Genomic DNA, 23174 nt, shown 5'->3' with positions numbered 1-23174 from the left:
GGGAATTTTCCACCGCCGCGCAGGGCTAGGCCTGCGGGCCCGGACCTTCAGACTACGGTGCCGGGCGGCCGCTGTCGATGGGTTTGTCGCTCGCGCCCGCATCGGGCGGCGGCTGCCCGTCTTTCAGCCACAGCGCATGGTCCCGCGCCAGCGCGGCTTGGAAATGCCCCAAATCGCGAAAGCCGAGGCTGCGGGCGTAATGCTCCAGATCCTCGGGCAGGTCGCGGCCAAGACGGGTGCGGAAATACCAGGCCACCAGCAGCGGCGGCGGCGGCGGCGGCTCGGAATCCGCGCAGGCAAGGATGCGCTCGCGCAAGGCGGCATAGCCGCCGTCCAGCCGAAGCTGGTCCAGGATCGCCGGCCCCAGCGCCGCGTCGCGGTCCTGCGCCATCGCCTCGAGCGTCGCCAGCCGGGCCATCAGCCGGTCGAATTCCGCACGGTCCAGCCCGTTTTCCGCCGCCCAGCGGTCGATGTCCTGCCCGCGCAGCAAGCCGCGCGGCAGGCGAAACTCCAGCGCGGCCTGGGCGATGCGCTGCGGGTCCGGCCCGCATCGCTCGCGCCCGGCGGTCTCGGCGGCGAGGTGTTGCAGCAGGGCGGCGCGGCGCAGGTCCAGATAGGGCTCGCCCCGCAGGCGCAGCGCATCGAGCAGCAGCGCATCCGCCGCCCCGGTGTCCTGCTCATGCGCCGCAAGCCAGGGCGCATTGGCCCAGGCCTCGGTCCATTCAAAGGCGAAATCCGGCTCCGGGGGCGGTTCGCCGCGCGCGGCATGGGCCTGGATTTCGTGCAGCAGTTCCAGCGCATCCGCACGCTTCTGGTCGATGCGGCCGCCGGGCAGCCATGCCGCAAGGCGGTCGCGCATGGCGGGGGGCACCTGCGCCGCGGCCGCCAGGACGCCGGGCCAGTCGCGCTCTTTGTAGAACTGCGCCTTGGCGGTGGCCAGCAGATGCGCAGCACCCACATCGTCGACGATGCCCGCCGCCAGCGCGGCGGCGACGGTGGCACGGATATTGACCATCGGCTCGCTCAGCGCGGCATGGCCGGTCTCGGCCGGTCCATGCAGCAGCGCCACCTCGTCGTCATCCGTCAGCCGGCCGTCGCGGAAATCCCGGAAGATGCGCCCGACGCCCCGCATTCCGAAAGGCGCAAGCTCGGCGGCGCGCAGGGCGCCCATGCTGGCGGCACCGAAGACGGCGATGCGCTGCGAGATCGCCCAGAGCACCTCCTTGTGCCAGACCGCGGGCACGCCGTCGAAACTGCCGTCGATCAGGCCGATCGCCAGGGGCCGCTGCCGCGCGGCGCGATAAAGATCGCCCTGCTGCGCGGGCGGCAGGAAGCGGATCTGCGGAAAGGCGGCGCGGTCGCGCGCGCGCAGCGAGGGGCCGGAAAAGACCACCACGCTCATGTCGCGGCCTGCCCGGCGGCGCGGGCGCGGGGGCCGGGCCGCCAGCCGGGGTGGTCATGGGGCGCCTCCAGCCCCGGAATCACCAGGCGGACGACCGGCAGGTCCAGGCCCGGCTTGCGCAGGTCCACGGCCACCGCCTCGTCGATGCCGACCGCCCGCAGGCGGGACAGCAGCCAGTCCAGGTCTTCGGCGAAATCCATCGAGACGAACTCTTTCACCGCCGCGAAATCCGTCTCGGGCCGGTGGCTGGCGCGCATCCCGGCGGCCCGCCGCGCCTTGCGGGACAGTTCCTGCGGGCTGTAGTCCTCCGGGCGCAGATCGTCCCGCGCGCCCGAGATATAGGTGCAGCGCACCTGCGCCGCCTCGGTCAGGGCGCGCAGCAGCGCGATGGCGCGCGCGGGATGCGCCCCGGCACCGATGCCGTGATGCGATCCCGGCTCGCGCCGGTCCGAGAGCAGGCAGAAGAAGGCCGGCACCGCCAGGTCGCTGGCCAGCTGCCAGACATGCACGTCGAAACCGGCCCCCTGCATCCGGTCCAGCACCGCACGGCAGGCGGGATCGTCGACGCTGCCGAGATCCAGCCCGGTCGCGGCGCGGCGTTCGGGCGCCAGCAGGTGCCACAGGGTCGCGGCGTCGCGCTCGACCAGTTCGCAGATGGCATGGCAGGTCGCCTCGATCATGGTATTGCCCGAGGCAAGGCCGTTGCTGCTGCAGGGAAAGCACCCGCTGCCGGGGGGCGGCGGCAGGGTATAGTTCGCCCGCACGCATTCGAAGGGCAGCCAGCACGCCCGGCCCGAGACGAGATCCCGCCCCTCGATCCACAGCATCGGCAGGTCGCGGTGGAACCGGTCCGAGACCCTGGCCAGCCGGTCCATGTCGATCATGGCGTGAGAATGGGCCAGCTCGTTCAGGCTGCCCAGCTTCAGCGGCGCCTCGACATGCTCGGCGTGGTAAAGCTCGGCCGCCTCCATCAGGCCCGAGGCGGTGGCGGCAGCCAGGTCCAGCCCCTTGCCCTGCGACACCGCCAGCGAGCGGGCGTTCGGCCGGCAGACCATCACCACCGGCACGCCGATCCGGTCCAGCCCGGTGACATCGGCAATGCGGGTGATGCCCATCCGTGCCATCAGCGGCCGGACCCGCGCCACGGTTTCGGCCGGTGCCACGCCGCGGTGGCAACCGCTGCGATAGCCCTTGATCCCGGCCTCGCGCGTCAGCGCCGCAATCCTTCGGGCGCCCAGACCATGTCCAGGATCGGCGTGGCATCGGGGTCGATCATGCGAAAGCCCAGCCGCAGGTAAAGGCCGATGGCCCGGTTGGTCCGCACCACCGACAGCGAGACGGTCCTGCCCTCGCACGCGGCCCGATGCAGCAGGTCGCGCAGGATCCGCGAGCCGATGCCCCGGCCGCAATATTCCGGCAGCAGCTGCAGCTGGGCCAGGTTGTAGTCGGCATCCCGCTGCGTGACCTGCATCCAGCCGATGTCCCTGCCCTCCAGCGTGATGATGCAGGAATCCGCCGCCTTGAACGAGCGCCGGATCGCCGCCCGGCGCATCGGCTCGTCCCAGGCGTCCAGTTGCAGCATCAGGGGCCGCATCGCGTCGATATAGATCGCCTCGGCAAAGGGATATTCCTCGGGTCGCGCCGGACGCAGGCCGAATTGCGGGATATGATGCCTGTCATATGTCATGCGGGTATTATAGGCCCGTGCCGGCGGCTGTCACGGGCCCCGTGACGCGGCCCGCCGCCGCGATCCGGGCTTGACAGGCCGGGCGGCTGCGCCTTTCTCGGTGCCATCGAAAGGAGCCTTGGACGAGCCATGACCGAACAGCCCGGTTTGACCGGCCCCCGGCTTCAGGCGGTGCTTTATGCCGACATCCACGGCTATACCCGCCTGATCGAGCAGGACGAGGCGGGAACGATCCTGCGGCTGACGCGCTCGCTTGCGCTGATCCGCAACCTGGTCGGGGATTACGGCGGCACCGTGGTCAACACCGCCGGGGACGGGTTGGTCGCCGTGTTTCAGGACGTCCACAAGGCGCTGCATTTCGCCATCGAGATGCAGCGCGAACTGTCCTGCGAATCCGCCTGGGCCGAGACGCGCGAACCGATCGCCTGGCGCGTCGGCATCTCGCTGGGCGAGACCTTCGAGGGGCAGGACGGGGTCTACGGCCACAGCGTCAACCTGGCCGCGCGGATCCAGAGCTTTGCCGAGCCCGGCGGCATCTGCGTCACCGAGACGGTCTACCGGATCGTGCGCGACAATGCGCAACTGGCGCTGCGCTCGCTGGGGCGGCGACGGCTCAAGAACATCTCGGCCCCGGTCGAGATCTATGCCGCGATGCCCTCGGCCGCCGCAGCCGCGCCCGCGTCCCCCCTGCCGCGCGACATGCTGCGCCGCACCGATCCCAGCCAGCCCGACGCCTCGCTGGCGATCCTGCCGATGGAAAATCTCTCGGCTGATCCCCGCGACCAGCATTTGTGCCAGGGCATCGTCGCCGATCTGATCACCAACCTGAGCCGGTTCCGGCAGCTGATGGTAATCGCGCGGCATTCCTCGGTCCTGGTCGCGGCGCAGACCACCTCGCTGCGCGAGATCGGCCGCCGGCTGGGCGTGCGCTACCTGCTGACCGGCGGGTTCCGCCGGGCCGGCAACCGGCTGCGCATCACCGTCGATCTGGCCGAGGCGGAATCCGAGAACGTCATCTGGTCCGAACGCTATGACGGCGTCATGCAGGACATCTTCGATTTCCAGGACGACGTGACCGCGATGACCGCGGCGCGGGTGGCGATCCAGCTCGACACCGCCGAACGGCGACGGCTGGCCGAACAGGCGCATCCGGCGCTTTACGCCTATGGGCTGGTGCTGCGCGGCCAGGACATGGGGCTGCGCTTCCTGCCCGATGCCAACCTGCACGCCCGCCGCCTGTTCGAGGAGGCCCGCGACCTCGACCCCAGCTATGGCCGCAGCTATGCGGCGATGTCGCGCACCTTCAACGTCGAATGGCGCTACAACTGGACCAACGACCCGGACGCGGCGCTGAACCAGGCGCTGGTCCTGGCCAAGCGGGCGGTGCAATGCGACAATCTGGATTCGCGCGGCTTTTCGGAAATGGGCCTGGCCCATCTCTACAAGAAGCAGCACGACGAGGCGCTGGCCGCCTATGAACATGCGCTGGAACTGAACCCCAACGACGCCGACCTGCTGGCCTATACCGGCGACTGTCTTGCCTATGTCCGGCAGGGCGACCGGGCGGTGCAGCTTCTGGAGCGGGCGATGCGGCTGAATCCCTATTACCCGGACGCCTATCTGTGGTTCCTGGGCGACGCCCATTTCCACCATGGCGATTACGCCAGGACCATCGAGACGCTTTCCAAGATGCGCGACCAGTCCGAGGCGCACCGGCTGCTGGCGGCCAGCCATGCGCTGCTGGGCCAGATGGACGAGGCCCGCCACCATGCCCGCGCGGTGATGCAGGTGCATCCGAATTTCACCATCGCGCATTGGCGCAAGGTGCCGCCGCTGAAGCATCCCGAGGATCTGGAGCTTTACGTCGAGGGGCTGCGCAAGGCGGGCCTGACCTGACGGCCGGTCGCCGCCGGCCCTTGCGCGCACGCGCCCCTAAGAAGCTGCAGCGATCCCGGGGTTGGCAAGGTCATCCATCGGCTCATCCCAGGCTGTCATATCTGCGGACGATCCAGCTGATGTCATAGGCCAGCCAGACCGCGCCGATCAGCGCGACGCGTTGCAGGGTCCGGGCGCGAAGCGCCGCGAAGGCCACGCACAGGCCCAGGGCCAGCCTCAGGAAATACTCGGGCCCCAACGCATGAAGATAATCGCTGCCCTTCATCAGCGTGTCGAACAGGTCAAAACCGAATGTCAGGGCAAAGACGCCGAAGAACCAGCGGCGGCGGCGCATGAAGAAGCTCTCGCTTTCGGCATGGTCGGGCAGCGCGTCGGGAAAGATCAGCGTCGCCATCACGAAATGCAGCGAGGCATAGCAGAGAATGAAGACATAGGCGCCGAAATGCCAGTCGCTGATGCGGCGCAGCCCGAATTCCCACCACCAGAAATGCACGGCGCCCAGCAGGACGACGACCGCCCAGACCGTCTGGGCCAGCATGCCCTCGGTCCGGGCCGGCGACTGGATGCGCCGTGACAGTCCCGACAGGACGCGGGTGATCCCCAGCCCCAGGATCATGCTGACGAGAATGCGAAGATGGCCGTAAGCATCCATCACCGGGCTCCTTCATCCTTCGACCGCCGAAATCCATCCTGAAAGCCGTGATCGCGTTTTTCCAGCCCCGCAGCGGAGATTTATCGTAACCTGCCCAAAGAGATCGCTGCATTGAAAGGATAGGGACATGCCTGCATTCAAGGCTTCGTGGACGAGCAGGCGGCGCATCGTCGTGCAGCGCTGGCCGGCCGTGCCCGTCGCGCCGAAGGCGATGGCGCACAATGCCATGTCCAGATCGGCCGAGGGGCAGACGATGCCGGCATTGTTGCCGCCCAGTTCCAGGATCGAACGGCCAAAGCGTTCGGCGACCTTGGGCCCGACGACACGCCCCTTGCTGCCCCTGGTTTCCATCGCCATGCGGCCGCGCGGACGGGCCGGCCGGGCCATCGCCCGGCGGTGCTGTTCAAGCCGTCCATCCGCGGTTGTGGCCCCGCGACATCTTGGGCATGGCGACGGCCGCGACAGGGCCGAAGCGCGGATCATCGGTATCGGCGACCGGGCTTGGCGCTGGGGACGGCGTTCGGCACGCTGAGCCAGGACCTGGAGCGACAGCGGGTGATCGATCTGTCGCCGGATCGGGAAGCCTGCCACGGTCGAAGCCTGGCTGCATGCCCAACCGACCCCAACCCAATGCCGCAGGCTCCTCTCAGCTAAAGATCTGCCAAGGGCGTGCTAGGCCAGCTGATAAGCCGTCTTTACCACCGTGTAGAACTCGGCAGCATAGCGACCCTGTTCCCGCGGGCCGAAGGACGAACCCTTACGCCCTCCGAACGGCACGTGATAGTCGACGCCCGCGGTCGGCAGGTTCACCATGACCATCCCCGCCTCGACCCTGCGGCGAAACTCCGAGGCGTGCTTCAGGCTGCCCGTGCAGATCCCGGCCGAAAGGCCGAATTCCGTGTCATTGGCAATGGCCAAGGCCTCGTCGAAATCCTCGACCCGGATGACCGAGGCGCAGGGCCCGAAGATTTCCTCGCGGTTGATGCGGGCGTCGTTCGTCGTGTTCAGGAACAGGGCCGGGGCCTGGTAGAAACCGGGCTTGTCCAGCTCAAGCCGCTCGCCGCCAAGCACCTCGGCAGCTTCGCTTCGGGCCAGCTCGACATAGGCAAGGTTGGAATCAAGCTGGCGCTGATCGACCACCGGCCCGATCTGGGTATCCGGCTGCAAGGCATCCCCGACGCGCAGGGCGCGCATTTCACGGCCAAGCCTCTCGACAAAGGCATCGTGGATGCCTTTCTGCACGATCAGCCGCGAAGACGCCGTGCAGCGCTGCCCGGTCGAGAAGAAGGCGCCATTCAGGCAGGCCTGAACCGCGGTCTGCAGATCCGCGTCGTCCATCACCACCATCGGGTTCTTGCCGCCCATCTCGAGCTGCACCTTCCGGCGCAGGGTGCCGCATGTCGCGGCGATGCGCGAGCCGGTCGCCGCCGAACCGGTAAAGGACACCGCGTCGATGCCCGGATGCGACACCAGGGCATCGCCCAAGACCGAGCCCGGCCCCATCACCAGGTTGAAGACGCCGGCCGGGCAGCCATGCTTGTGCAGAAGCTGCGCGATCACATGGGCGCAGCCGGGCGTCAGTTCGGCGGGCTTCAGAACCACGCAATTGCCATAGGCAAGCGCGGGCGCGATCTTCCAGGCCGGGATGGCGATCGGAAAGTTCCAGGGCGTGATCAGGGCGATGACGCCCACGGGTTCCCTGGTGACGGCGACGTCGATGCCGGGGCGGACCGACTGCTGGGCATCGCCGGCAACGCGCAGCGCCTCTCCGGCAAAGAACTTGAAGACCTGGCCCGCGCGGATGGTCTCGCCCATCGCCTCGGGCAGGGTCTTGCCTTCTTCCCGTGCAAGGAGGTGCCCGATCTCTTCCTTGCGCGCCAGCAATTCGGTGCCGACGGCATCAAGCAGGTCGTGCCGGACCTGCGGACCGGCCGCCGCCCAAGCCGGAAAGGCCGACCGGGCAGCGTGGACGGCCTGATCGACCGCGGTGCGGTCCGCACAGGCAAAGAACCCGATGATGTCGCGGGTATCGGAAGGGTTCACATTGGGGCGGCAGTCGCCGTCCGGCAGCCATTCGCCGCCGATCAGGTTGCCCTGGATTTCGTTTCCGTCTTTCATGATCTTCTCCTGCTGGGTTCAGGCTGCGACGCGCTCGGACGCCAGCCGATCCAGCGATGCGATGGCGGACGCGCCAAGGGTCGTGAAGGGTGGCAGCACGTTCTGCCATTCGGGGTTGGCGGTGCGGCAGGCCACCAGATACTTGACCGCGGGGATCAACGGGCAGGCCGATATGGCGGCCCGCAACTCGGCAAGCTGGGGCGCCAGGCCAACCTCTCCCCGCCAGACGCGCGCGCAAATCGGGGCGGTGTGGTTCGCCGTGGCGGAGATGCAGCCTGCGAAACCGTCCCTTGGTCCCTCGGCCAGCGTGGTTTCCGAACTGGGAAAGACCTTCAGGCCGGGGAGCCGGGAGACCAGGCCGCGGCAATAGGAAAGGTCGCCGGAACTGTCCTTGATGCCATCGAACCGCTGCGGCGCCGCGGCGTGCAGATGCGCGATCACCGCCTCGGGGATCACGAAGCCGGTCATCTGCGGAAAATTGTAGAACCAGACCCGGATCGGCCGGTCGCCCAGCGCCGCATGAAGCGCCAGGTACCAGGCGATCAGCCCCTCCTCGGACGGGGGCGTATAGTAATAGGGTGGCAGAACCAGGGCCACAGGATAGCCCAAGTCATCGGCATGGCAGGTCAGACCGATGGTTTCGTCAATCGACGGCGTGCCGGTCCCGACCATCAGGCGGCAAAGGTCCAGCGCCTCGGCGGCCTGGGTCATGACCATGCGGCGCGTCCCGGTGTCGAGGGAATTCGCCTCGCCGGTCGATCCCAGGACGTTCAATCCGTCGCAGCCGTTGGCCAGGGCCCAGCGCGCATGTTCCACAAAGGCGGCCCCCAGGAAGCGGCCCTGTGCATCTATCGGTGTCGGCACCGCAGCGACGATCCCTTTCATCCTATTCTCCTTCGGGTTGCCTGCATGACGAGACGGGGAGCAGCCGGCAGATCCGGATGGTCCGGCCGGGGCGCCATGGCACGGGACCAGCCGCCGGGTTCTTCCATCTCGCCGGCCTCGTTGATGAAGACCTCGCGGTTGATGCGCGCGAAGATGGCGTTTTCGGGGTCCAGCTCGTCCTCGTATCGGATCGCATCGACGGGGCAGATGCTTTCGCACATGCCGCATTCGATGCATTCGGTCGGGTGGATGTAGAACATCCGCTCGCCCTCGTAGATGCAGTCGACGGGACAGGAGGTGGTGCAGATCCCGTCCTTGACGTCGATGCAGCGGCCCTGGATGACAAGCGCCATGGCATTTACCGGCCGCGCCAGACGGGCGCACGCTTTTCGCGGAATGCGGCGACGCCTTCGACCGAATCCTCGGATTTCAGGGCGGCGATCAGGGCCGGGCGGCGCAGGTCGCGCGCTTCCTGCGGATTCAGATGGGCCGTCGAACGGATCGTGTCCTTGATCGCGGCCACCGACAGGGGCGCGCAGGACAGGATGTCCGCGACCCAGGCATCGACCTCGGCATCCAGCCCGTCGGGCGGCACGACCGCGTTGACCAGCCCGAACCGCGCGGCCTCTTGCGCGGACAGCATCCGGCCCGTCATCATCAGCCCGGCGGCGATGTTGCGGGGGATCAGGCGTTGCAGGGCGACCATGCCGCCGTCCAGGGGCAGGCGGCCGACCCGCGCCTCTGGCAGCCCGAACCGGGCCTCGGTCGAGGCGATGACGATATCGGCGCCCAGCACCATCTCGAACCCGCCGCCAAGGGCAAGGCCGTTGACCCGGGCGATGACGGGCACGGTCAGGCTTTGCCGCAGGGCGATGCCGCCGAAGCCGTTCGGATTGGCGGCGCCCCAGTATTCCAGCCCGCTGAGCCCGTTCGCGGCCTTCATGTCCGCGCCCGCGCTGAAGGCCCGGTCCCCCGCCCCGGTCAGGACCACGCAGCGGATATCGCTGCGCGTCTCGATTTCCGACCAGATGCGGTCAAGCCTGGCATCGGTCGCAGCATCGACGGCATTCATCCGGTCGGGACGGTCGATGGTGACGCGCGCGACCTGATCGACGACTTCGAAGCGGACGGTCATACCGCCTCCTTCCGCGCGACGGCGTTCAGGTTGAATTCGCGGATGACCTCGTCGGTATGCTCCCCCAGCCGCGGCGGCGCATGGCGGATCACCAGAGGGGCCTCGCTGAGATGAACGGGCGACCCGACCAGGGTGATCTTTCCCAGGATCGGGTGGTCCAGGTCCAGCAACATGCCATTGACCGCGGTCTGCGCGTCATCCAGCGCCTCGCCCAGGGAACGGACGGGGGCGCAGAGCAGGTCCTGATCCTCAAGCCGCTTGATCCAGTGGGCGGTCGTGTTGGTCGCAAAGGCATCGCGGAAGCGGCCCTGCAGATAGGGCTTGTTGGCCCGCTGCGACGCAAGGTTCGGATAATCGGCCGACAGATCCTCGATCTCCAGGGCCGCGCATATGTCGCGCAGCGGATGCGGCTTGAAGGCGCCGACCACCACCACCGCCCCGTCGGTCGTGTCGAACACGCCGGTCAGGGGCATCGCGGCCCAGTTCAGCACCTCGCGGTGCTTCGACCATTGCGCGGCCTCTTGCATCTGCATGGCGATCATCGAGTCATAAAGCGAGACGCCGACCTTCTGCCCGCGCCCGGTCTTGGCCCGCGCCAGCAGCGCCGCAAGGATCCCCTGCACAAGATGCATCCCGGCCGTGTAGTCGCAAAGCGTGGTCGGATAGATCGACTTCGGAACCGCCGGGTCCTGGGTCTTTTCCATGACCCCGGTCATCGCCTGGGCCAGCACGTCCTGGCCGCCCTTGTGGGCATAGGGGCCGACCTCTCCGAAGCCGGTACCCGAGGCGCAGATGATGGCGGGGTTGATCTTCGACAGCGTGTCATAGTCGAAGCCCAGGCGCCGCATCACCCCGGCGCGGAAATTGTCCACGACCACGTCCGACTGGGCGACCAGGTCATAGATCATCCGGCGGCCGGCCTCGGACTTGGTGTCGATCTCCACCGACCGCTTGTTGCGGTTGAGCGAGGCGAAGACGGCGTTGTTCATCGCCTCCTCGCTCGGCTCTCCGAAGAAGTTGCGCGACAGGTCGCCCTCGCCGGGGCGTTCGATCTTGATCACATCTGCACCGAAATCGGCCAGCATCTGCGTGGCGCAGGGGCCCATCATCACCTGGGTAAAGTCGAGGACGCGGATGCCCTCTAGCGGGAGGTGCTGTTTCGTCATGGTGGTTCCCTTTCTCAGGCGGCGGCGATTGGTTCGATCAGCGCATTGGCCGAGGGCATGTCGCCCGGATCGGCGCCCTGCGCCCGCATCTGTTTCTGGATGGTCCTGACATCGACGTCGCGCAGCGCGCAGTTCGCCTGAAGCGCCTTGGCCACGGCCACGCCGGCAGCCTCGCCCTGGGCCATGCAGGGGGGGATTTCGCGCGATTGCTTCTGCGCCTCGCTTTCGACGGAATAGTGCCGTCCGGCGACGATCAGGTTGTCGATGCCCTTGGGCAGCAATGCCCGATAGGGGGTATAGTAGTCCCTGCCCCGGCAGACCGAGTCCGCGAAATGGCGCCGCTTCTTCACGTCGTCCTTGGTGACGACGTATTCGCCCTGAAGCAGCCGGGTCTGGCGGATGCCCATCTGTTCCGCCGCGCCCAGCATCTTGGCGTTCTCGAAGCCCGGCAGGTTGGCGCGGGCAAAGTCCAGCAGCGCCATCATCCGGCGGCGGCCTTCATATTCGGCCTCGACCATGTGTTCCGGCGACAGGCCGTCATAGCCCGGCATATGCGGACAGTTGCACCAGACGACGCCGGGCAGCGGCGTCTTCAGCCACCACATCCCCCAGGCCCCGCCGATGACGCGCCTTGCCTGGCGGTCCAGCGCCTTGAAGGCTTCGGGGTTCTCGTATTCGAACGCTTCCGCCCTGGCGGTATCCACGTCCATGAGGCGGAAGACGGTCGTGACGATGAACTGCCCGGTCGCGAAGGACGCGCCCGCCGAGGCCGCCACGTCCAGATCGCCCGAGGCATCCACCACCATCCGCGCCCGGATCGCCTGCCGGCCCAGCTTGGTCTGCACGATCACGCCGGTGACGCGGTTGTTCTCGACGATGGCTTCGGAAAACCAGCTATGGGTGCGCAGCTCGATCCCCGCCTCGGCGACCAGGTCCAGGCTGACCCGCTTCCAAGCATCGGGGTCGAAGGCGACCGCGTGGATGATCGGCTGCGGCATGCCCTGCTTGTGAAAGTCGATGCAGCCCCAGCGCGCCCATTTCCGCCACATTTCCCAGTTGGTCAGGCAATCTTCGGGCGGGGGAAAGACGGCGCCGTCCTGGCGCTGCATCCGGTCCACGAATTCGCTGACGATGCCGGTGGTGACGATCTCGGTCCCGTCGTTCACCATGTCGTCCAGCACAAGGACCATGCCGCCCGACGCCATGCCGCCCAGGTGGTGATAGCGTTCCACCAGCGTCACCCGCGCCCCGTTGCGGGCGGCCGACACGGCGGCGGAAAGGCCCGCCGGTCCCGCCCCGATCACCACCACATCGGTGTTGCTGACGACCGGCACCTGCTCGGCCCTGGTGGTGAGAAAATCCCTGATGCGATCGGTCATTTTGGACAAGCTCCTCCTGTCACGCCGGGGCGGGTCAGGCCCGCGGCGTCGATTTCCGGTTGTTTCGAATGGTCTTAGCTTACCAGCGCACGATCCGGCGTTCGGCCAGCGTGACCAGGGCGAACATCAGCACCGACAGCCCCGAGGACATGAGCACCGTGGCGTAAAGCAGCGGCGAGTTGAAATTGAAGGTCGCGTCGATGATCAGCGCACCCAGGCCCAGATCCGCACCGACCCATTCGCCGACGATGGCACCGATGACCGAGGTGGTGGCCGAAATCTTCAGCGCCGAGAACAGGAACGGCAGCGACGACGGCAAGCGCATCTTCCAGAACACCTCGGCCTTCGATGCCGACAGGATCCGCGCCAGTTCCAGCGTCTGCGGGCTGACCGACTGCAGACCGCGCACCATGTTGACCAGGGTCGGGAAGAAGCAGATCAGCGCGGCGATCACCACCTTTGCCGTCATGCCCGGCCCGAAGATCAGCACGAGGATCGGCGCGATGGCCAGGATCGGGATCGTGTTCACGAAGACGGCGATGGGGAAGAACGCCCGCTCGACATTGCGGGAATGGACGAAGGCCACCGCGATCAGGATGGCGGCAAGATTGCCCACCACGAAGCCCGCCACGCTTTCGAAGAAGGTGGGCCAGAAGTTCTGCATCAGCAGGGGGTACTTCTCGACAAGGGTGACGGCGACATCCGACGGCGCAGGGGCGATATAGGTCGGGACGCCAAAGGCCCTGACCCCCAGTTGCCACAGCCCGACCAGCGCGACGGCTGTCCCGATGGGCACGATGGTCGAGACCAGCCTTTCCCTGCGCGCCGCGCTGCGGGCAAGGGCATGGGGATCGGCGATGCCAAGGTTTTCGATGACGGCCATCAGCAGGTCTCCAGAAGTTCGCGCAGATAGCTGCAATAGCGGTTGAATTCGGGCGTATCGCGCAGCTTCATCTGCCGCGGCTCGGGCAGGTCGATATCGACGATTTCGCGCAGGCGTCCGGGATTGGCGCGCAGCATGATCACTTTCTGCCCCAGGAAGACCGCCTCGGAAATGGAATGGGTCACGAACAGGATCGTCGTTCCCGTCTCCCGCCAGATGTCCAGCAGTTGAAGGTTCAGCCGGTCGCGGGTCATCTCGTCCAGGGCGCCGAAGGGCTCGTCCATCAGCAGCAGCTTGGGCTGGCACAGCAGCGCGCGCGCAATGGCGACCCGCTGGCGCATCCCGCCCGACAGTTCATGCGGAAGGGCGTTTTCGCGGCCCTTCAGGCCGACCAGCTCCAGCAATTCGCGCGGGTTGCGGGGCCCGGTGGGGATTGCGACCCCGCGCTTGCGCCCGATTTCCAGCGGCAGCTCGACATTCTTCAGGGCCGTCCGCCACGGCAGCAGGGCGGCATCCTGAAAGACAAAGGCAAATTCCCGCGCCAGCCGCGCCTCTTCGGTCGTCTTGCCGAAGATCGAGACATCGCCCCCCGCGGCGGGGATCAGGTCCGAGACCAGCCGCAGCAGCGTGGACTTGCCGCATCCCGACGGGCCAAGGATGGTGTAGAACGCGCCGGCCTCGAGCTCCAGGTCAAGCTTGTCGATCGCGGTATAGGTTCCGAAGCGGACCGTTGCCGCGTCCAGCCTGGCCGCCGGGGCGTTCACCCGTGCCGCAGCGACCGGCTGCCCCACCAGGGTTTCCATGGGTTCCATCATGTCGTTCAACCGTATACCGGCCGCATTGCGGCGATTTCATCCAGCACCGAAAGGGTCATGACGTCGTCGACCGCAGGCGCCGCGCCTTCGAACTGGCCGAGGCGGTCGTAGATGTCGATCTGCGCCTGCCAGTTTTCGCGCGTCATCGTGCCCCAGCCGTGTTCGCGCGTCGCCTCGTTGAAGCTGTATTCGACGACCGAACCCACCGCCGCGAGTTCGGCATCCCGGTCAAGGTTGGGATAACGCGACACGAGGATATCGACGGCGGCCTCGGGATTGTCATGCACCCAGCCCCAGCCGCGTGCGATCGCGCGCAACATTCCGCGGACCTGCTCGGGGTTTTCGTTCAGCGACCTGTCGGTGACGTAATAGGGATTGGCGTAAAGCCTGATGCCCGCATCCCACAGCGTCATGTCGACCCGTTCCGGCCCCAGCACCGACAGGGCGCTGACATTGGTTTTCCAGCCGGTCACCACATCGGCCTGGCCGGTCAGCAGCGGCGACATGTCCGCGCCCATCACCAGCACCTCCACCTGGTCCTCGGGGATGCCGTTGGCGGCCAGCAGCGCCTGCAACAGGATCCGCGCAGTGCCGTTGGTGGCGACGGTCTTGCCGATCAGATCCTTCGGCTCGCGCACCGGGTTCTTCTCGAGCGAGAAATAGGTGAAGGGATGCTGCTGATACCCTGCCGCGATGCACTTGACCGGCAGCCCTTGCGAGCGCGCCAGCATCAGCGACGGGCTGGAGCTGATCGAGCCGATCTCGGCCCGCCCCGACGCAACCGAGGCGACGCCATCCACGTTCGGACCCCCGGCAACGACGTCCAGCGCCAGCCCTTCCTCGGCGAAATAGCCGTTCTCATCGGCGGCCAGTTCCCCCAGGATGCCGTTCCCCGCCAGCCACCCAAGCTGCAGCTTGATCGTATGGATATCGGCGGCCCAGGCCCGCTCGATACCGATCCGGGTTCCGACCAAGGCGGCCCCAAGGGCCGTCATGCCCTGCAACAGACTGCGCCGGTCGAGCTTTGTTCTGTGTCGCATCTTTCCATCTCTCTGTTGGTGGTGGGGCGGCCCTTGTTTCGACCTTGTTGAACCGACTTTAGCGTTGCGCAGGCAGTGCAGATAGGAGAAAGTTTTACCAACAGTGGTGCAGAAACCGCATCGCCCCCCTGGTGTCGAGGCAGCATGCATACCAGCTTCCTGAAGTATTTCGACGAGGTCGCCCGGCAGCGGTCGATCCGCAAGGCGGCACAGCTGCTCAACGTTTCGTCCACCTCGGTAAACCGCAAGATCCTCAACGTCGAGCAGCGGCTGGGCGTCTCGATCTTCGACCGCACCCCGGAGGGCGTGGAGCTGACGGCCGTGGGCGCGATCCTTCTGGAGCATTGCCGCACGGTGCTGCATGATTTCGAGCGCACCAAGATCCTGATCGACGACATGCGCGATCTGCGCACCGGGCATATCAACATCTGCACGATCGATTCGATTGCGATGGGCTGCCTGCCCCGGGCGATGAACGAGTTCGGAAAGAGCTATCCCGACATCTCGATCTCCGTCACCACCGCCCAACCCGAGGACGCGGTGCAGGCCGTGGCCGGCGGCGCGGCAGAGATCGGAATCGCCTTTACCTTCTCGGACCATCCCGGCGTCAGGCTGCTATCCGAAAAATCCGCGCCCTTCGGTGTCATTCTTCGCCCTGACCACCCGCTCGCAGGCAGGACCAGCGTGACAATAGACGATATTGCCGCCTACCGGCTGGTGCGCACCATCGATGCCCGAGGCGGCAACTCGATCATCGATCAGGCCATCACGACATTGGTTACACCGCTGTCGACGCATATTTTCACGAACACATTGTTTCTCGCCAAGCAAATGATCCTGGGCGGCCATGGTATCGGGCTTTATACCAAGATCGGCTTTTACGACGACATCGAAGACGGCCGGCTCCGCTTCGTGCCGCTGATCCAGGAGATGCTTGCCAACATCCGGGTGGGGATCTTCGTATCCACCTCAAGCCCCATCGACCCGGCCAAGCATCTGATGTGCAACGCGCTGGCAAGAGAGATGGCAGGCATGCGCCTGGACTCCTGAAAGGCGTTGCGGCGCGGGCAGAGCCCGAGGGATGGTCTCAGTGCAGGGGGCAGAGGTATCATCTGCACCGGCATTGGTGCGGGCGGTTCTGGTGCCACGACGATTGCTTCGCCCGGACTCGGCGCTGGAATGAAGGCGGGGGCGCTGCGATCCATTTCGCCGCAGGCTTTCTCGATGGTTTCGCGATCCATCGCATTGGTGAGCCGATGGCCGATGAGGGTGCCGAGCTGGCCGAGGACATCCTGTGGCACAGGGCACGATTGCATGGGAAAGGCTATGCGACCGGATTTCCGACAACCAGGTGGAGAACGAGGCTGATGGAGAAGAACGACAGCACCGTCATCACCAGCATCACCACGGCCGCGCCGTGCTGCTGTCCATAGCGCTGTGCCAGGATCGGATAGACCCCCATCGGCTTGCGCCGCGAGCGCCGCAAAGCCCTTGCGCATGTCGGCGCCCCCCGCCGCAAGCTCGACCCGCGTCTTGACTGGCACCGGGATCACGCCGTCAGCCCCCGGGACCAGCCGCGCCAAGGCTTCCGGATCATAGCCGCCGCTGTGTGCGTGGGAATTAGTTTGAGATAGGCGGTGGGAAATCCTTTAGGATGAAATCTTGTATCTCATTGATTTTGAATGAAAACAGGTGTCAGAGGTCCAACAAGGCAGTTTCGGAAGGGTGGCAATCTTAACAGAATGAACCGCGCCGGGTTTTCCGGAGGCTCCAACTCCTGAGTAGGATGGAGCATCATGAGCAAGACGACGACCAAGTTTTCCCCTGAAGTGCGCGAACGTGCGGTGCGGCTGGTTCTCGACAACGAGGCTCAGCATCCGTCGCGCTGGCAGGCGATCATGTCGATCGCGGCGAAGATCGGCTGCACCCCGCAGACGTTGAATGACTGGGTCAAGAAGACCGAGGTCGACAGCGGCAGGCGCGCGGGCATACCGACCGAGATGGCCGAGAAGATAAAGGCGCTGGAGCGGGAGAACCGGGAACTGCGCCAGGCGAACGAGATCCTGCGCAAGGCATCAGCGTATTTTGCGATGGCGGAGCTCGACCGCCGGTCGAAGTGATGGTGTCGTTCATTGACGCGCATCGGGATGCACACGGGGTCGAGCCGATCTGCAGCGTGCTGCCGATTGCCCCGTCCACCTATTACGATCATCTGGCGAAGCGGGCCGATCCCACGCGGCAGTCCGACCGGGCGCGCCGGGACGAGGCCTTGCGGCCAGAGATCCTGCGCGTGTTCGAGGAGAACTGGCGCGTCTACGGCGTGCGCAAGGTCTGGCGGCAGCTGGGCCGAGAAGGCTTCGATATTGCCCGATGCACGGTGGCAAGGCTGATGAAGGGCATGGGCGTTCAGGGGATTATTCGCGGCAAGCCGCACCGGACCACGATCCCGGACAAGAAGGCGCCATGCCCGCTGGACAAGGTCAACCGCCAGTTTCGCGTGCCTGCGCCGAACATGCTCTGGGGTCGTCCATTGTGGCGCCATTGGTCCGAGCCCAATGGACGACGACTTCACCTATGTCGCCACCTGGAAAGGCTTCGCTTACGTCGCGTTCGTCATCGATGCCTATGCCCGCAAGATTGTGGGCTGGCGCGTCAGCACTTCCGCCCATGCAGGGTTCGTGCTCGATGCCTTGGAGCAGGCCGTGCATGATCGGCGCCCGTCCAAGGGCATGGGGCTGGTCCACCATAGCGACCGCGGTTCGCAGTACCTGAGCATTCGCTACAGTGAGCGGCTGGCGGAAGCTGGCATCGAACCATCGGTGGGCAGCGTCGGCGACAGCTATGACAACGCCTTGGCCGAGACGATCAATGGCCTCTTCAAGGCTGAGGTTATCCACCGTCGCGGCCCGTGGCGCAGCTTCGAGGCTGTCGAATATGCCACGCTGGAATGGGTCGACTGGTTCAACAACCGCCGTCTGCTCGAACCGATCGGGAACATCCCGCCTTCGGAAGCAGAGGCCAACTTCTACGCCGCTCTGGAAACTGAAGACATGGCCGCGTAACTAACCCAAATCAGCCTCCGGAAAACCCGGCGCGGTTCACTGGCCCGCGATGACCGGCCTTGGGGCGGCACGTCTCCACCGGGCGTGGTCTTCACTGACGCCCCCGGTCGGGGCGGACAGCATGCCGAACGGATATTGAACGGCTTCGGCGGCATCCTGCAGGTCGACGGTTATGCGGGATACAACCGCCTGATTGCGCCGGCCCCGGCATCCAGCTTGCCTATCGCTGGGCACATGCCCGCCGCAAGCTGATCGAGATCACCCGCACCGGGCCCGCGCCGATTGCCGAGGAGGGCGTAGCCCTCATCCGCGCAGCAATAAGGGCAAAGAGGGTCTCACAGCGTCGCTGGAACGCCCGGAAGGCAACGGGATCGGTGTTTCCTTGCTCTCTTGCATAGACTTCAAGCATCCAGACGAAGAACGAATAGTACCTGAAGCGCAGCGTGATGGTGCTGATGCCGGGCAGCAGGGAATGATAGATCGCTTCGATGGGGCGCTGCATTCCAAGGGGATCAAGTCCGCCATCCTGGCCGAGTTCGGTCCATTCGGGGAAACCCGGCCCAAAATCCTTCATCTTCAATCCACCGTCGAGAGAACCACGGGTTAATGATGGCGGGAACCGGAATCGCGCGCAACTGCGAGTTGCCTGCCGCTGCCTGCGAATGCGTGATTATGCGTGCTGGTGCGGTCTTTCTGGTGTCGTGTTGATGTGGCGTTGATGTAAACTGGAACGCACAAACCCCGACGATTTACGTCTGGTTCTAAGTGTCTGATATCTTTGTTTATTTTGGTTGCAGGGCGCGCAACCAACGAGACCAACACTCGCTAGAAGTCATTGTATAGAAAAAGAAAAACGCCCTTTCGGCTATCTTCTACGGACGCGGAAATCGATCTCGATCATTGGAGAAACCGTGACAAGCCCCTCTCTCTAGACCCTAACCTTCCCACTCCATCTGTCAATGCCAAGCTGGATCAGAGAGCGGGACACTATGGTCCTGTCGCCAATTGACTCGGGCCTGGATTTCACTGCACCGCTCAGTGACAGCCTCAAAAGGCGGCACATCTGCGAACGGACTCCTGCTGCTACCTAGCCTGTGCCCGCTGCAAATCTCGCAAACGATCACGAACTTGATCATAGATTTCATTTACGCCGGGCATAGCGATGGTTATCGCCAAACCGAAGGTGACTGCCTCGTCGAGGCGCGCGCCTTGATCAGGCTCTCGCTGAACCCGTAGCGGTAAATTCATGTCAGCTGTGACGACAGCAGCACCATCGCCACGCCAGGAACGGGTGTATACCGTGCCACGAACCACCCCGAGACCCGAGCCGAATCCGCCGACCAGCTTCGCGTATTGATCGAAAAGATCGTCCTTACCCCCGGCCCGAACCGCGGCGAGGTTTACGCCCGCCTGCATGGCGATCTGGCGACGATCCTGGAATGGGTGGCGCGTCAGGACGGAAAGTCCGGCACAAAAAGCAAAACTCCCGGCGGGAACCGCTCGGGAGTGTTGGTCTCAGTGGTTGCGGGGGCAGGATTTGTAAACTGTTTCGCAATGTCCAAAGCGATCATCCCGCCCTGCCTCACAATAGCAGCCTGAGGCCTTGCACGCAACGCATACTCAACTGCGCGCCCTGCTCCGCCGAACCCAATCCGCCCCGCCGTAGCTTACCGCATAGATGAAGACCTCGCGCACGTCATCATCGACTGCGAACACCACGATGCCCTTTCGTCCGGCCGGGATCGCCCGAAGCCCCGGAGAGATCTCATCGCGTCTGCTCCCCTTGTGCGGGGTCAGCGCGAGACTGCGGATCACCTGTTCGATTTCATCAAGCTTGGCCGCAGCACTGGATGCTCCCGCATAGTCAGAGATCCATTCGGCAATCCAGTCGAGGTCGTCGGCTACCGAAGGATGGAAGCGAATGCGGTAGGTCACCTCTCACCAGATGCCAGGCGGGCGCGAGCCCGGGCGAATACCTCATCACCATCAACGAAGGCATCGCGTGGCGTCTGCAGCCTGCTTCGGATCTCGTCGGCGAAGACACCGAGCGCGATCTCGCGCTCCTCCTCGTCCTGGATCATCTGCTCCAGCGCAGCCGCGACGAGCGCAGATTGCGAGGCGAAGACACCTGCCCCGACCTTCTCCGTCAGGAAACGGTGATGGCGGTCCGTGAAACTCAGCGTGGTTTTAACTGTCATGAAAGCCCCCACAGTATGACTACATCATACCTGAAGCAGCTTCGGACTCAATCCATTTCGACGAGCAGCATACAGCATACAGATGATCAATCTGCATTCATGAGCCGGACCTCCCCGAACACCCCACATGCTTCAATAGCAACTTCACCCCCGAGATTCCTTCACCATTCGCGCCTATGTTTTACTTATCGCAATCGGTGCGCCGGCCATTTTGTCCCCACTGACACCGAAGACCGCAACGGAGATCGCCCTGGCCTGCGCCGCTTCCGACGCACTAAAATCATGCCGATGCACCCCATCGACTCGCCATCCTCCAAAGCCCTGATCAAGGTGGATCGTCAGTTGACGCCCATCTTTCAAGGTGATCGCCAGGCTTCTGTTATGCGCCATCTTTGCCTTTGTAAGCAGACGGACATCCGCTCCCGGCACCAGTTGGCACATGACCTCACGCCGCGCCGTGTCGGCGGGAAATGTGTCGTGAAGGAAGCGTGGCTCTTCTCGCGGCCTGTCAGCGAAGGCCAGCGTGATCTCCTTGCGGGCGTCACCTGCGCCCGGCGCAGATTTCAGCACCTCGGACAAAAGCCGAAGCGTGTAGGGTGAAAGCAGATAGCGATCACTGTAAGATAAGCTTTGCACTCCGACAGACTGCATCGCTGCGATCTCCAGCGGAGCCTTTCCTGACAACCAGGACCAGAACCGCCGTCCAAAGCCAGAGGCAGGTCCATCCACATCTGTGCCGATATTCAAAAGATGGGCATTACCCACACCAAGTTCGATCAGCTTCTGCACAGACAATTTTGCACCGATTGCCAACTCGGGTGCAGGCCCCATCAGCACCGGCGCTGTCGTCCCGCTTCCCCATTCAGCCCCCGGAAATGCCTCTGGCGGCCCCATAACCGCGAGAGCCTCGCCACCGACACCGCAATCCAGACTGAGGAAAACCGGGGCATCGCCTGCCATCGGCAGCTGATCCACGCGATGAAAGTCGGCTACCGATGACAAAGCAAAGATTGTCAATCGGCGTTGAATGGTGCCCCCTTATCGGCGTCCAAAAGGGACCCCTCTGGCGATGTGGTGAGCAGGCCCGTGGCGGCGTAGCTTTTCAGCTGGCGCAGCCGACGCGGGCCTGCGTTTTGGAGGGCGGTCAGGCTCTTGTTTTGATGCGCCAGCTGTCGTTGCCGGTTTCGACGATGTCGCAGTGGTGGGTGAGACGATCGAGCAGCGCGGTGGTCATCTTCGCGTCTCCGAAGACGGTCGGCCACTCTCCGAATGCGAGGTTGGTGGTGACGATGACGGAAGTCTGCTCGTAGAGCTTGCTGATCAGATGGAACAACAACTGGCCGCCGGACTGCGCGAATGGCAGATATCCGAGTTCATCGAGAATGACGAAGTCGAGCCGCATGAGATGCTCGGCCAGCCGGCCGGCCCGCCCTGCACGGCCCTCGGCCTCCAGCCTGTTCACGAGGTCCACAACGTTGAAGAAGCGGCCGCGAGCGCCGTTGCGGATGACGGCGCGCGCGATCGCCACGGAGATATGGGTCTTGCCGGTCCCGGTGCCGCCGACCAGCACGACATTGCGCTGCTGGCTGAGGAATTCCCCGCTGGCCAGGTCGCGCACCAGCGTCTCGTTGATCGGCGTATCATCGAAGGTGAACTCCTCGATCTCCCGGGCATAGGGCAGCTTGGCGGTGGTGATCTGGTATTTGACCGAGCGCGCCTTCTTCTCGTTGATCTCGGCGGCCAGAAGATCTCCGACGATCTGGCGGGGTTCGTGCTGGCGGCGCACAGCCACCGCCATGAGTTCGTCGTAAGCGGCGCGCATGCCGTAGAGCTTCAGCTCGCCCATCGCTGCCATGATCTCTGCACGATCCATCAGCCGGCCCTCCGCAGCAGGTCATAGCGGGCACAGTCGGCCACCGGTTCATGGGTCAGGCGCAAGGCCGGAGAGGTGAGCAGCAAGGGTGGCGGCTCCGGGTCGCACCTGCGGGACAGGATGTTGAGGATCACATCGGCGGAGTGGACGCCCTGCGAGAGCGCTTCGGCGCAGGCCTTCTGCACGGCGGGAACTCCCTCCGTCAGCACGGCGCCGAGGATCTTCACCATCTGGCGGTCACCGTCCGAGGAGCCCTGCAGCTTGCGACGGATCTGCTCGAGGGCGCCGGGCAGAACCCAGTCCTTGAACGGTGCGCCATTGCGCAGCGCCCCGGGTTTGCGAAGCAGGACAGGCACATAGTGCCAGGGATTGTAGATTGTCCGGTCCCGCCCGAAGTGACGGGGATGGTCCCCGACCAGCCGCCCTTCCTGCCGGATCTCGATCCGTTCCGCATAGGCCCTGATCTCGACCGGCCGCCCGACAGCCGTTGCCGCGACAGAGTATTTGTTGTTGTCGAACCGCACGAGGCAGGTCTTCGATACCGCCGCAGGCAGCGAGTGGAAGCCGTCGAAGCGCCCGGCATAAGGGACGAGGTGCGGGCGTTCTTCCTGAAAGACTTCCCAGATGGTCTTGTCCGTCAACTCCGGATGCTTGCTGCTCCTGGCCGAGGCGATGCACTTGTCCAGCAGCCAGGCATTCAGTTCCTCGTAGCTCTTGACCCTGACCCGGGGTGAGAAGAACCGTTGGCGAACCGTGCCGACCTGGCTCTCCACCTGACCCTTCTCCCAGCCCGAGGCCGGGGTGCAGGCGACGGGCTCGACCAGATAGTGGCTGGCCATCTGCAGGAACCGACGATTGTAGAGGCGCTCCTTGCCGACAAAGATGGTCTCCACCGCCGTCTTCATGTTGTCGTAGATCCCGCGGGTGCAGGTGCCCTTGAAGAAGGCGAAAGCCCGATCATGGGTGTGAACCGGCGTGCAAAA

The 23174-nt window shown here is 65.1% G+C and carries 22 protein-coding genes, 4 pseudogenes and 1 other annotated feature; of the genes and pseudogenes, 5 read left to right on the top strand and 21 right to left on the bottom strand.

The window, feature by feature from the left end:
• Window positions 1-52: 52 nt before the first annotated feature.
• Genes ACNKFW_RS01265 through ACNKFW_RS01255 form a run of 3 tightly spaced genes read right to left on the bottom strand, consistent with a single transcriptional unit; the run spans window position 53 to window position 3089 of the window.
• The gene (locus ACNKFW_RS01265) at window positions 53-1402 is read right to left on the bottom strand and encodes a TfuA-like protein (protein ID WP_418024502.1); all 1350 of its coding nucleotides are present in this window, start codon (window positions 1400-1402) and stop codon (window positions 53-55) included.
• Complete coding sequence (locus ACNKFW_RS01260) at window positions 1399-2565, bottom strand: YcaO-like family protein (protein ID WP_024844212.1); 1167 nt, start codon at window positions 2563-2565, stop codon at window positions 1399-1401. The genes ACNKFW_RS01265 and ACNKFW_RS01260 overlap by 4 nt, the downstream gene beginning before the upstream one ends.
• Window positions 2566-2612: 47 nt before the next feature.
• Entirely contained in the window at window positions 2613-3089 is a 477-nt protein-coding gene (locus tag ACNKFW_RS01255; RefSeq protein WP_024844213.1) for a GNAT family N-acetyltransferase, read from the bottom strand.
• A gap of 129 nt (window positions 3090-3218) precedes the next feature.
• On the opposite strand from ACNKFW_RS01255, the gene ACNKFW_RS01250 reads away from it, so the two are divergent.
• On the top strand, window positions 3219-4985 hold the full coding sequence (locus ACNKFW_RS01250) for an adenylate/guanylate cyclase domain-containing protein (protein WP_024844214.1): 1767 nt from the start codon (window positions 3219-3221) through the stop codon (window positions 4983-4985).
• A gap of 82 nt (window positions 4986-5067) precedes the next feature.
• Here the strand turns inward: ACNKFW_RS01250 and ACNKFW_RS01245 are convergent, their stop codons facing one another.
• The 11 genes and pseudogenes from ACNKFW_RS01245 to ACNKFW_RS01195 form a co-directional block, all read right to left on the bottom strand.
• A complete protein-coding gene (locus tag ACNKFW_RS01245) occupies window positions 5068-5637 on the bottom strand; it encodes a hypothetical protein (RefSeq protein ID WP_418024499.1) in 570 nt (189 codons plus the stop codon).
• 138 nt (window positions 5638-5775) lie between these two features.
• A pseudogene (locus tag ACNKFW_RS01240) lies at window positions 5776-5967 on the bottom strand (aldehyde dehydrogenase family protein); the annotation flags it as partial.
• 342 nt (window positions 5968-6309) lie between these two features.
• On the bottom strand, window positions 6310-7755 hold the full coding sequence (locus tag ACNKFW_RS01235) for an aldehyde dehydrogenase family protein (protein WP_418024498.1): 1446 nt from the start codon (window positions 7753-7755) through the stop codon (window positions 6310-6312).
• An 18-nt stretch (window positions 7756-7773) separates the two neighbouring features.
• Window positions 7774-8640, bottom strand: a complete 867-nt coding sequence (locus ACNKFW_RS01230; RefSeq protein WP_024844217.1) for a dihydrodipicolinate synthase family protein — start codon at window positions 8638-8640, stop codon at window positions 7774-7776.
• Window positions 8637-8993, bottom strand: coding sequence for a 4Fe-4S dicluster domain-containing protein (locus tag ACNKFW_RS01225; protein ID WP_024844218.1), 357 nt, complete (start codon window positions 8991-8993; stop codon window positions 8637-8639). Before ACNKFW_RS01225 ends, ACNKFW_RS01230 begins: the two co-directional genes overlap by 4 nt.
• 5 nt (window positions 8994-8998) lie before the next feature.
• Window positions 8999-9775 (bottom strand): enoyl-CoA hydratase-related protein, encoded by a 777-nt coding sequence (locus tag ACNKFW_RS01220; protein ID WP_418024496.1) that lies wholly within the window; start codon window positions 9773-9775, stop codon window positions 8999-9001.
• On the bottom strand, window positions 9772-10941 hold the full coding sequence (locus tag ACNKFW_RS01215) for a CaiB/BaiF CoA transferase family protein (protein WP_418024494.1): 1170 nt from the start codon (window positions 10939-10941) through the stop codon (window positions 9772-9774). Before ACNKFW_RS01215 ends, ACNKFW_RS01220 begins: the two co-directional genes overlap by 4 nt.
• A gap of 14 nt (window positions 10942-10955) precedes the next feature.
• Window positions 10956-12320 carry an FAD-dependent oxidoreductase gene (locus tag ACNKFW_RS01210; RefSeq protein WP_418024492.1) on the bottom strand — a complete coding sequence of 455 codons (1365 nt, stop codon included), beginning with the start codon at window positions 12318-12320 and terminating at the stop codon, window positions 10956-10958.
• A 79-nt stretch (window positions 12321-12399) separates the two neighbouring features.
• A complete protein-coding gene (locus tag ACNKFW_RS01205) occupies window positions 12400-13203 on the bottom strand; it encodes an ABC transporter permease (protein ID WP_147427490.1) in 804 nt (267 codons plus the stop codon).
• Entirely contained in the window at window positions 13203-14018 is an 816-nt protein-coding gene (locus ACNKFW_RS01200) for an ABC transporter ATP-binding protein (protein WP_244314561.1), read from the bottom strand. Before ACNKFW_RS01200 ends, ACNKFW_RS01205 begins: the two co-directional genes overlap by 1 nt.
• A 5-nt stretch (window positions 14019-14023) precedes the next feature.
• Window positions 14024-15058, bottom strand: coding sequence for an ABC transporter substrate-binding protein (locus ACNKFW_RS01195; protein WP_418024489.1), 1035 nt, complete (start codon window positions 15056-15058; stop codon window positions 14024-14026).
• Between the two features lie 144 nt (window positions 15059-15202).
• On the opposite strand from ACNKFW_RS01195, the gene ACNKFW_RS01190 reads away from it, so the two are divergent.
• Window positions 15203-16108 carry a LysR family transcriptional regulator gene (locus tag ACNKFW_RS01190; RefSeq protein WP_024844225.1) on the top strand — a complete coding sequence of 302 codons (906 nt, stop codon included), beginning with the start codon at window positions 15203-15205 and terminating at the stop codon, window positions 16106-16108.
• A gap of 274 nt (window positions 16109-16382) precedes the next feature.
• Here ACNKFW_RS01190 and ACNKFW_RS01185 read toward each other — a convergent pair whose 3' ends face one another.
• A complete protein-coding gene (locus tag ACNKFW_RS01185) occupies window positions 16383-16520 on the bottom strand; it encodes a hypothetical protein (protein ID WP_155987201.1) in 138 nt (45 codons plus the stop codon).
• A gap of 334 nt (window positions 16521-16854) precedes the next feature.
• Between ACNKFW_RS01185 and ACNKFW_RS01180 the strand changes: the two are divergent.
• Together ACNKFW_RS01180 and ACNKFW_RS01175 are read left to right on the top strand one after the other, a co-directional pair.
• Window positions 16855-18120, top strand: a pseudogene (locus ACNKFW_RS01180) (IS3 family transposase).
• Window positions 17136-17252 (top strand) — a sequence feature (AL1L pseudoknot). Its footprint overlaps the pseudogene before it by 117 nt.
• 18 nt (window positions 18121-18138) lie before the next feature.
• Window positions 18139-18443 (top strand): annotated as a pseudogene (locus tag ACNKFW_RS01175) (IS66 family transposase); the annotation flags it as partial.
• Here ACNKFW_RS01175 and ACNKFW_RS01170 read toward each other — a convergent pair.
• Window positions 18341-18694, bottom strand: a complete 354-nt coding sequence (locus ACNKFW_RS01170; protein WP_418024487.1) for a hypothetical protein — start codon at window positions 18692-18694, stop codon at window positions 18341-18343. The pseudogene ACNKFW_RS01175 and the gene ACNKFW_RS01170 sit on opposite strands and share 103 nt — an antisense overlap.
• A gap of 779 nt (window positions 18695-19473) precedes the next feature.
• Here ACNKFW_RS01170 and ACNKFW_RS01165 point away from each other — a divergent pair.
• Window positions 19474-19719, top strand: a complete 246-nt coding sequence (locus ACNKFW_RS01165; protein WP_418024485.1) for a hypothetical protein — start codon at window positions 19474-19476, stop codon at window positions 19717-19719.
• 21 nt (window positions 19720-19740) lie between these two features.
• Here ACNKFW_RS01165 and ACNKFW_RS01160 read toward each other — a convergent pair whose 3' ends face one another.
• The 5 genes and pseudogenes from ACNKFW_RS01160 to ACNKFW_RS01140 form a co-directional block, all read right to left on the bottom strand.
• Window positions 19741-20055 carry a type II toxin-antitoxin system RelE/ParE family toxin gene (locus tag ACNKFW_RS01160; protein ID WP_085502597.1) on the bottom strand — a complete coding sequence of 105 codons (315 nt, stop codon included), beginning with the start codon at window positions 20053-20055 and terminating at the stop codon, window positions 19741-19743.
• On the bottom strand, window positions 20052-20318 hold the full coding sequence (locus tag ACNKFW_RS01155; RefSeq protein WP_220185190.1) for a hypothetical protein: 267 nt from the start codon (window positions 20316-20318) through the stop codon (window positions 20052-20054). The genes ACNKFW_RS01160 and ACNKFW_RS01155 overlap by 4 nt, the downstream gene beginning before the upstream one ends.
• A 174-nt stretch (window positions 20319-20492) precedes the next feature.
• Window positions 20493-21335, bottom strand: coding sequence for a hypothetical protein (locus ACNKFW_RS01150; protein WP_418024483.1), 843 nt, complete (start codon window positions 21333-21335; stop codon window positions 20493-20495).
• Window positions 21336-21462: 127 nt separating this feature from the next.
• Window positions 21463-22191 (bottom strand): IS21-like element helper ATPase IstB, encoded by a 729-nt coding sequence (istB, locus tag ACNKFW_RS01145; protein WP_062562743.1) that lies wholly within the window; start codon window positions 22189-22191, stop codon window positions 21463-21465.
• Window positions 22191-23153, bottom strand: a pseudogene (locus tag ACNKFW_RS01140) (IS21/IS408/IS1162 family transposase); the annotation flags it as partial. The pseudogene ACNKFW_RS01140 and the gene istB, both read right to left, overlap by 1 nt.
• Window positions 23154-23174 lie beyond the last annotated feature (21 nt).

Origin of the sequence: Paracoccus sp. TD-10 (assembly GCF_048270675.1) — a bacterium.
Taxonomy (GTDB): Bacteria; Pseudomonadota; Alphaproteobacteria; order Rhodobacterales; family Rhodobacteraceae; genus Paracoccus; species Paracoccus pantotrophus.
The sequence above is the reverse complement of the archived record's forward strand: the minus strand, read 5'-3'. Positions and strand labels throughout refer to the sequence as shown.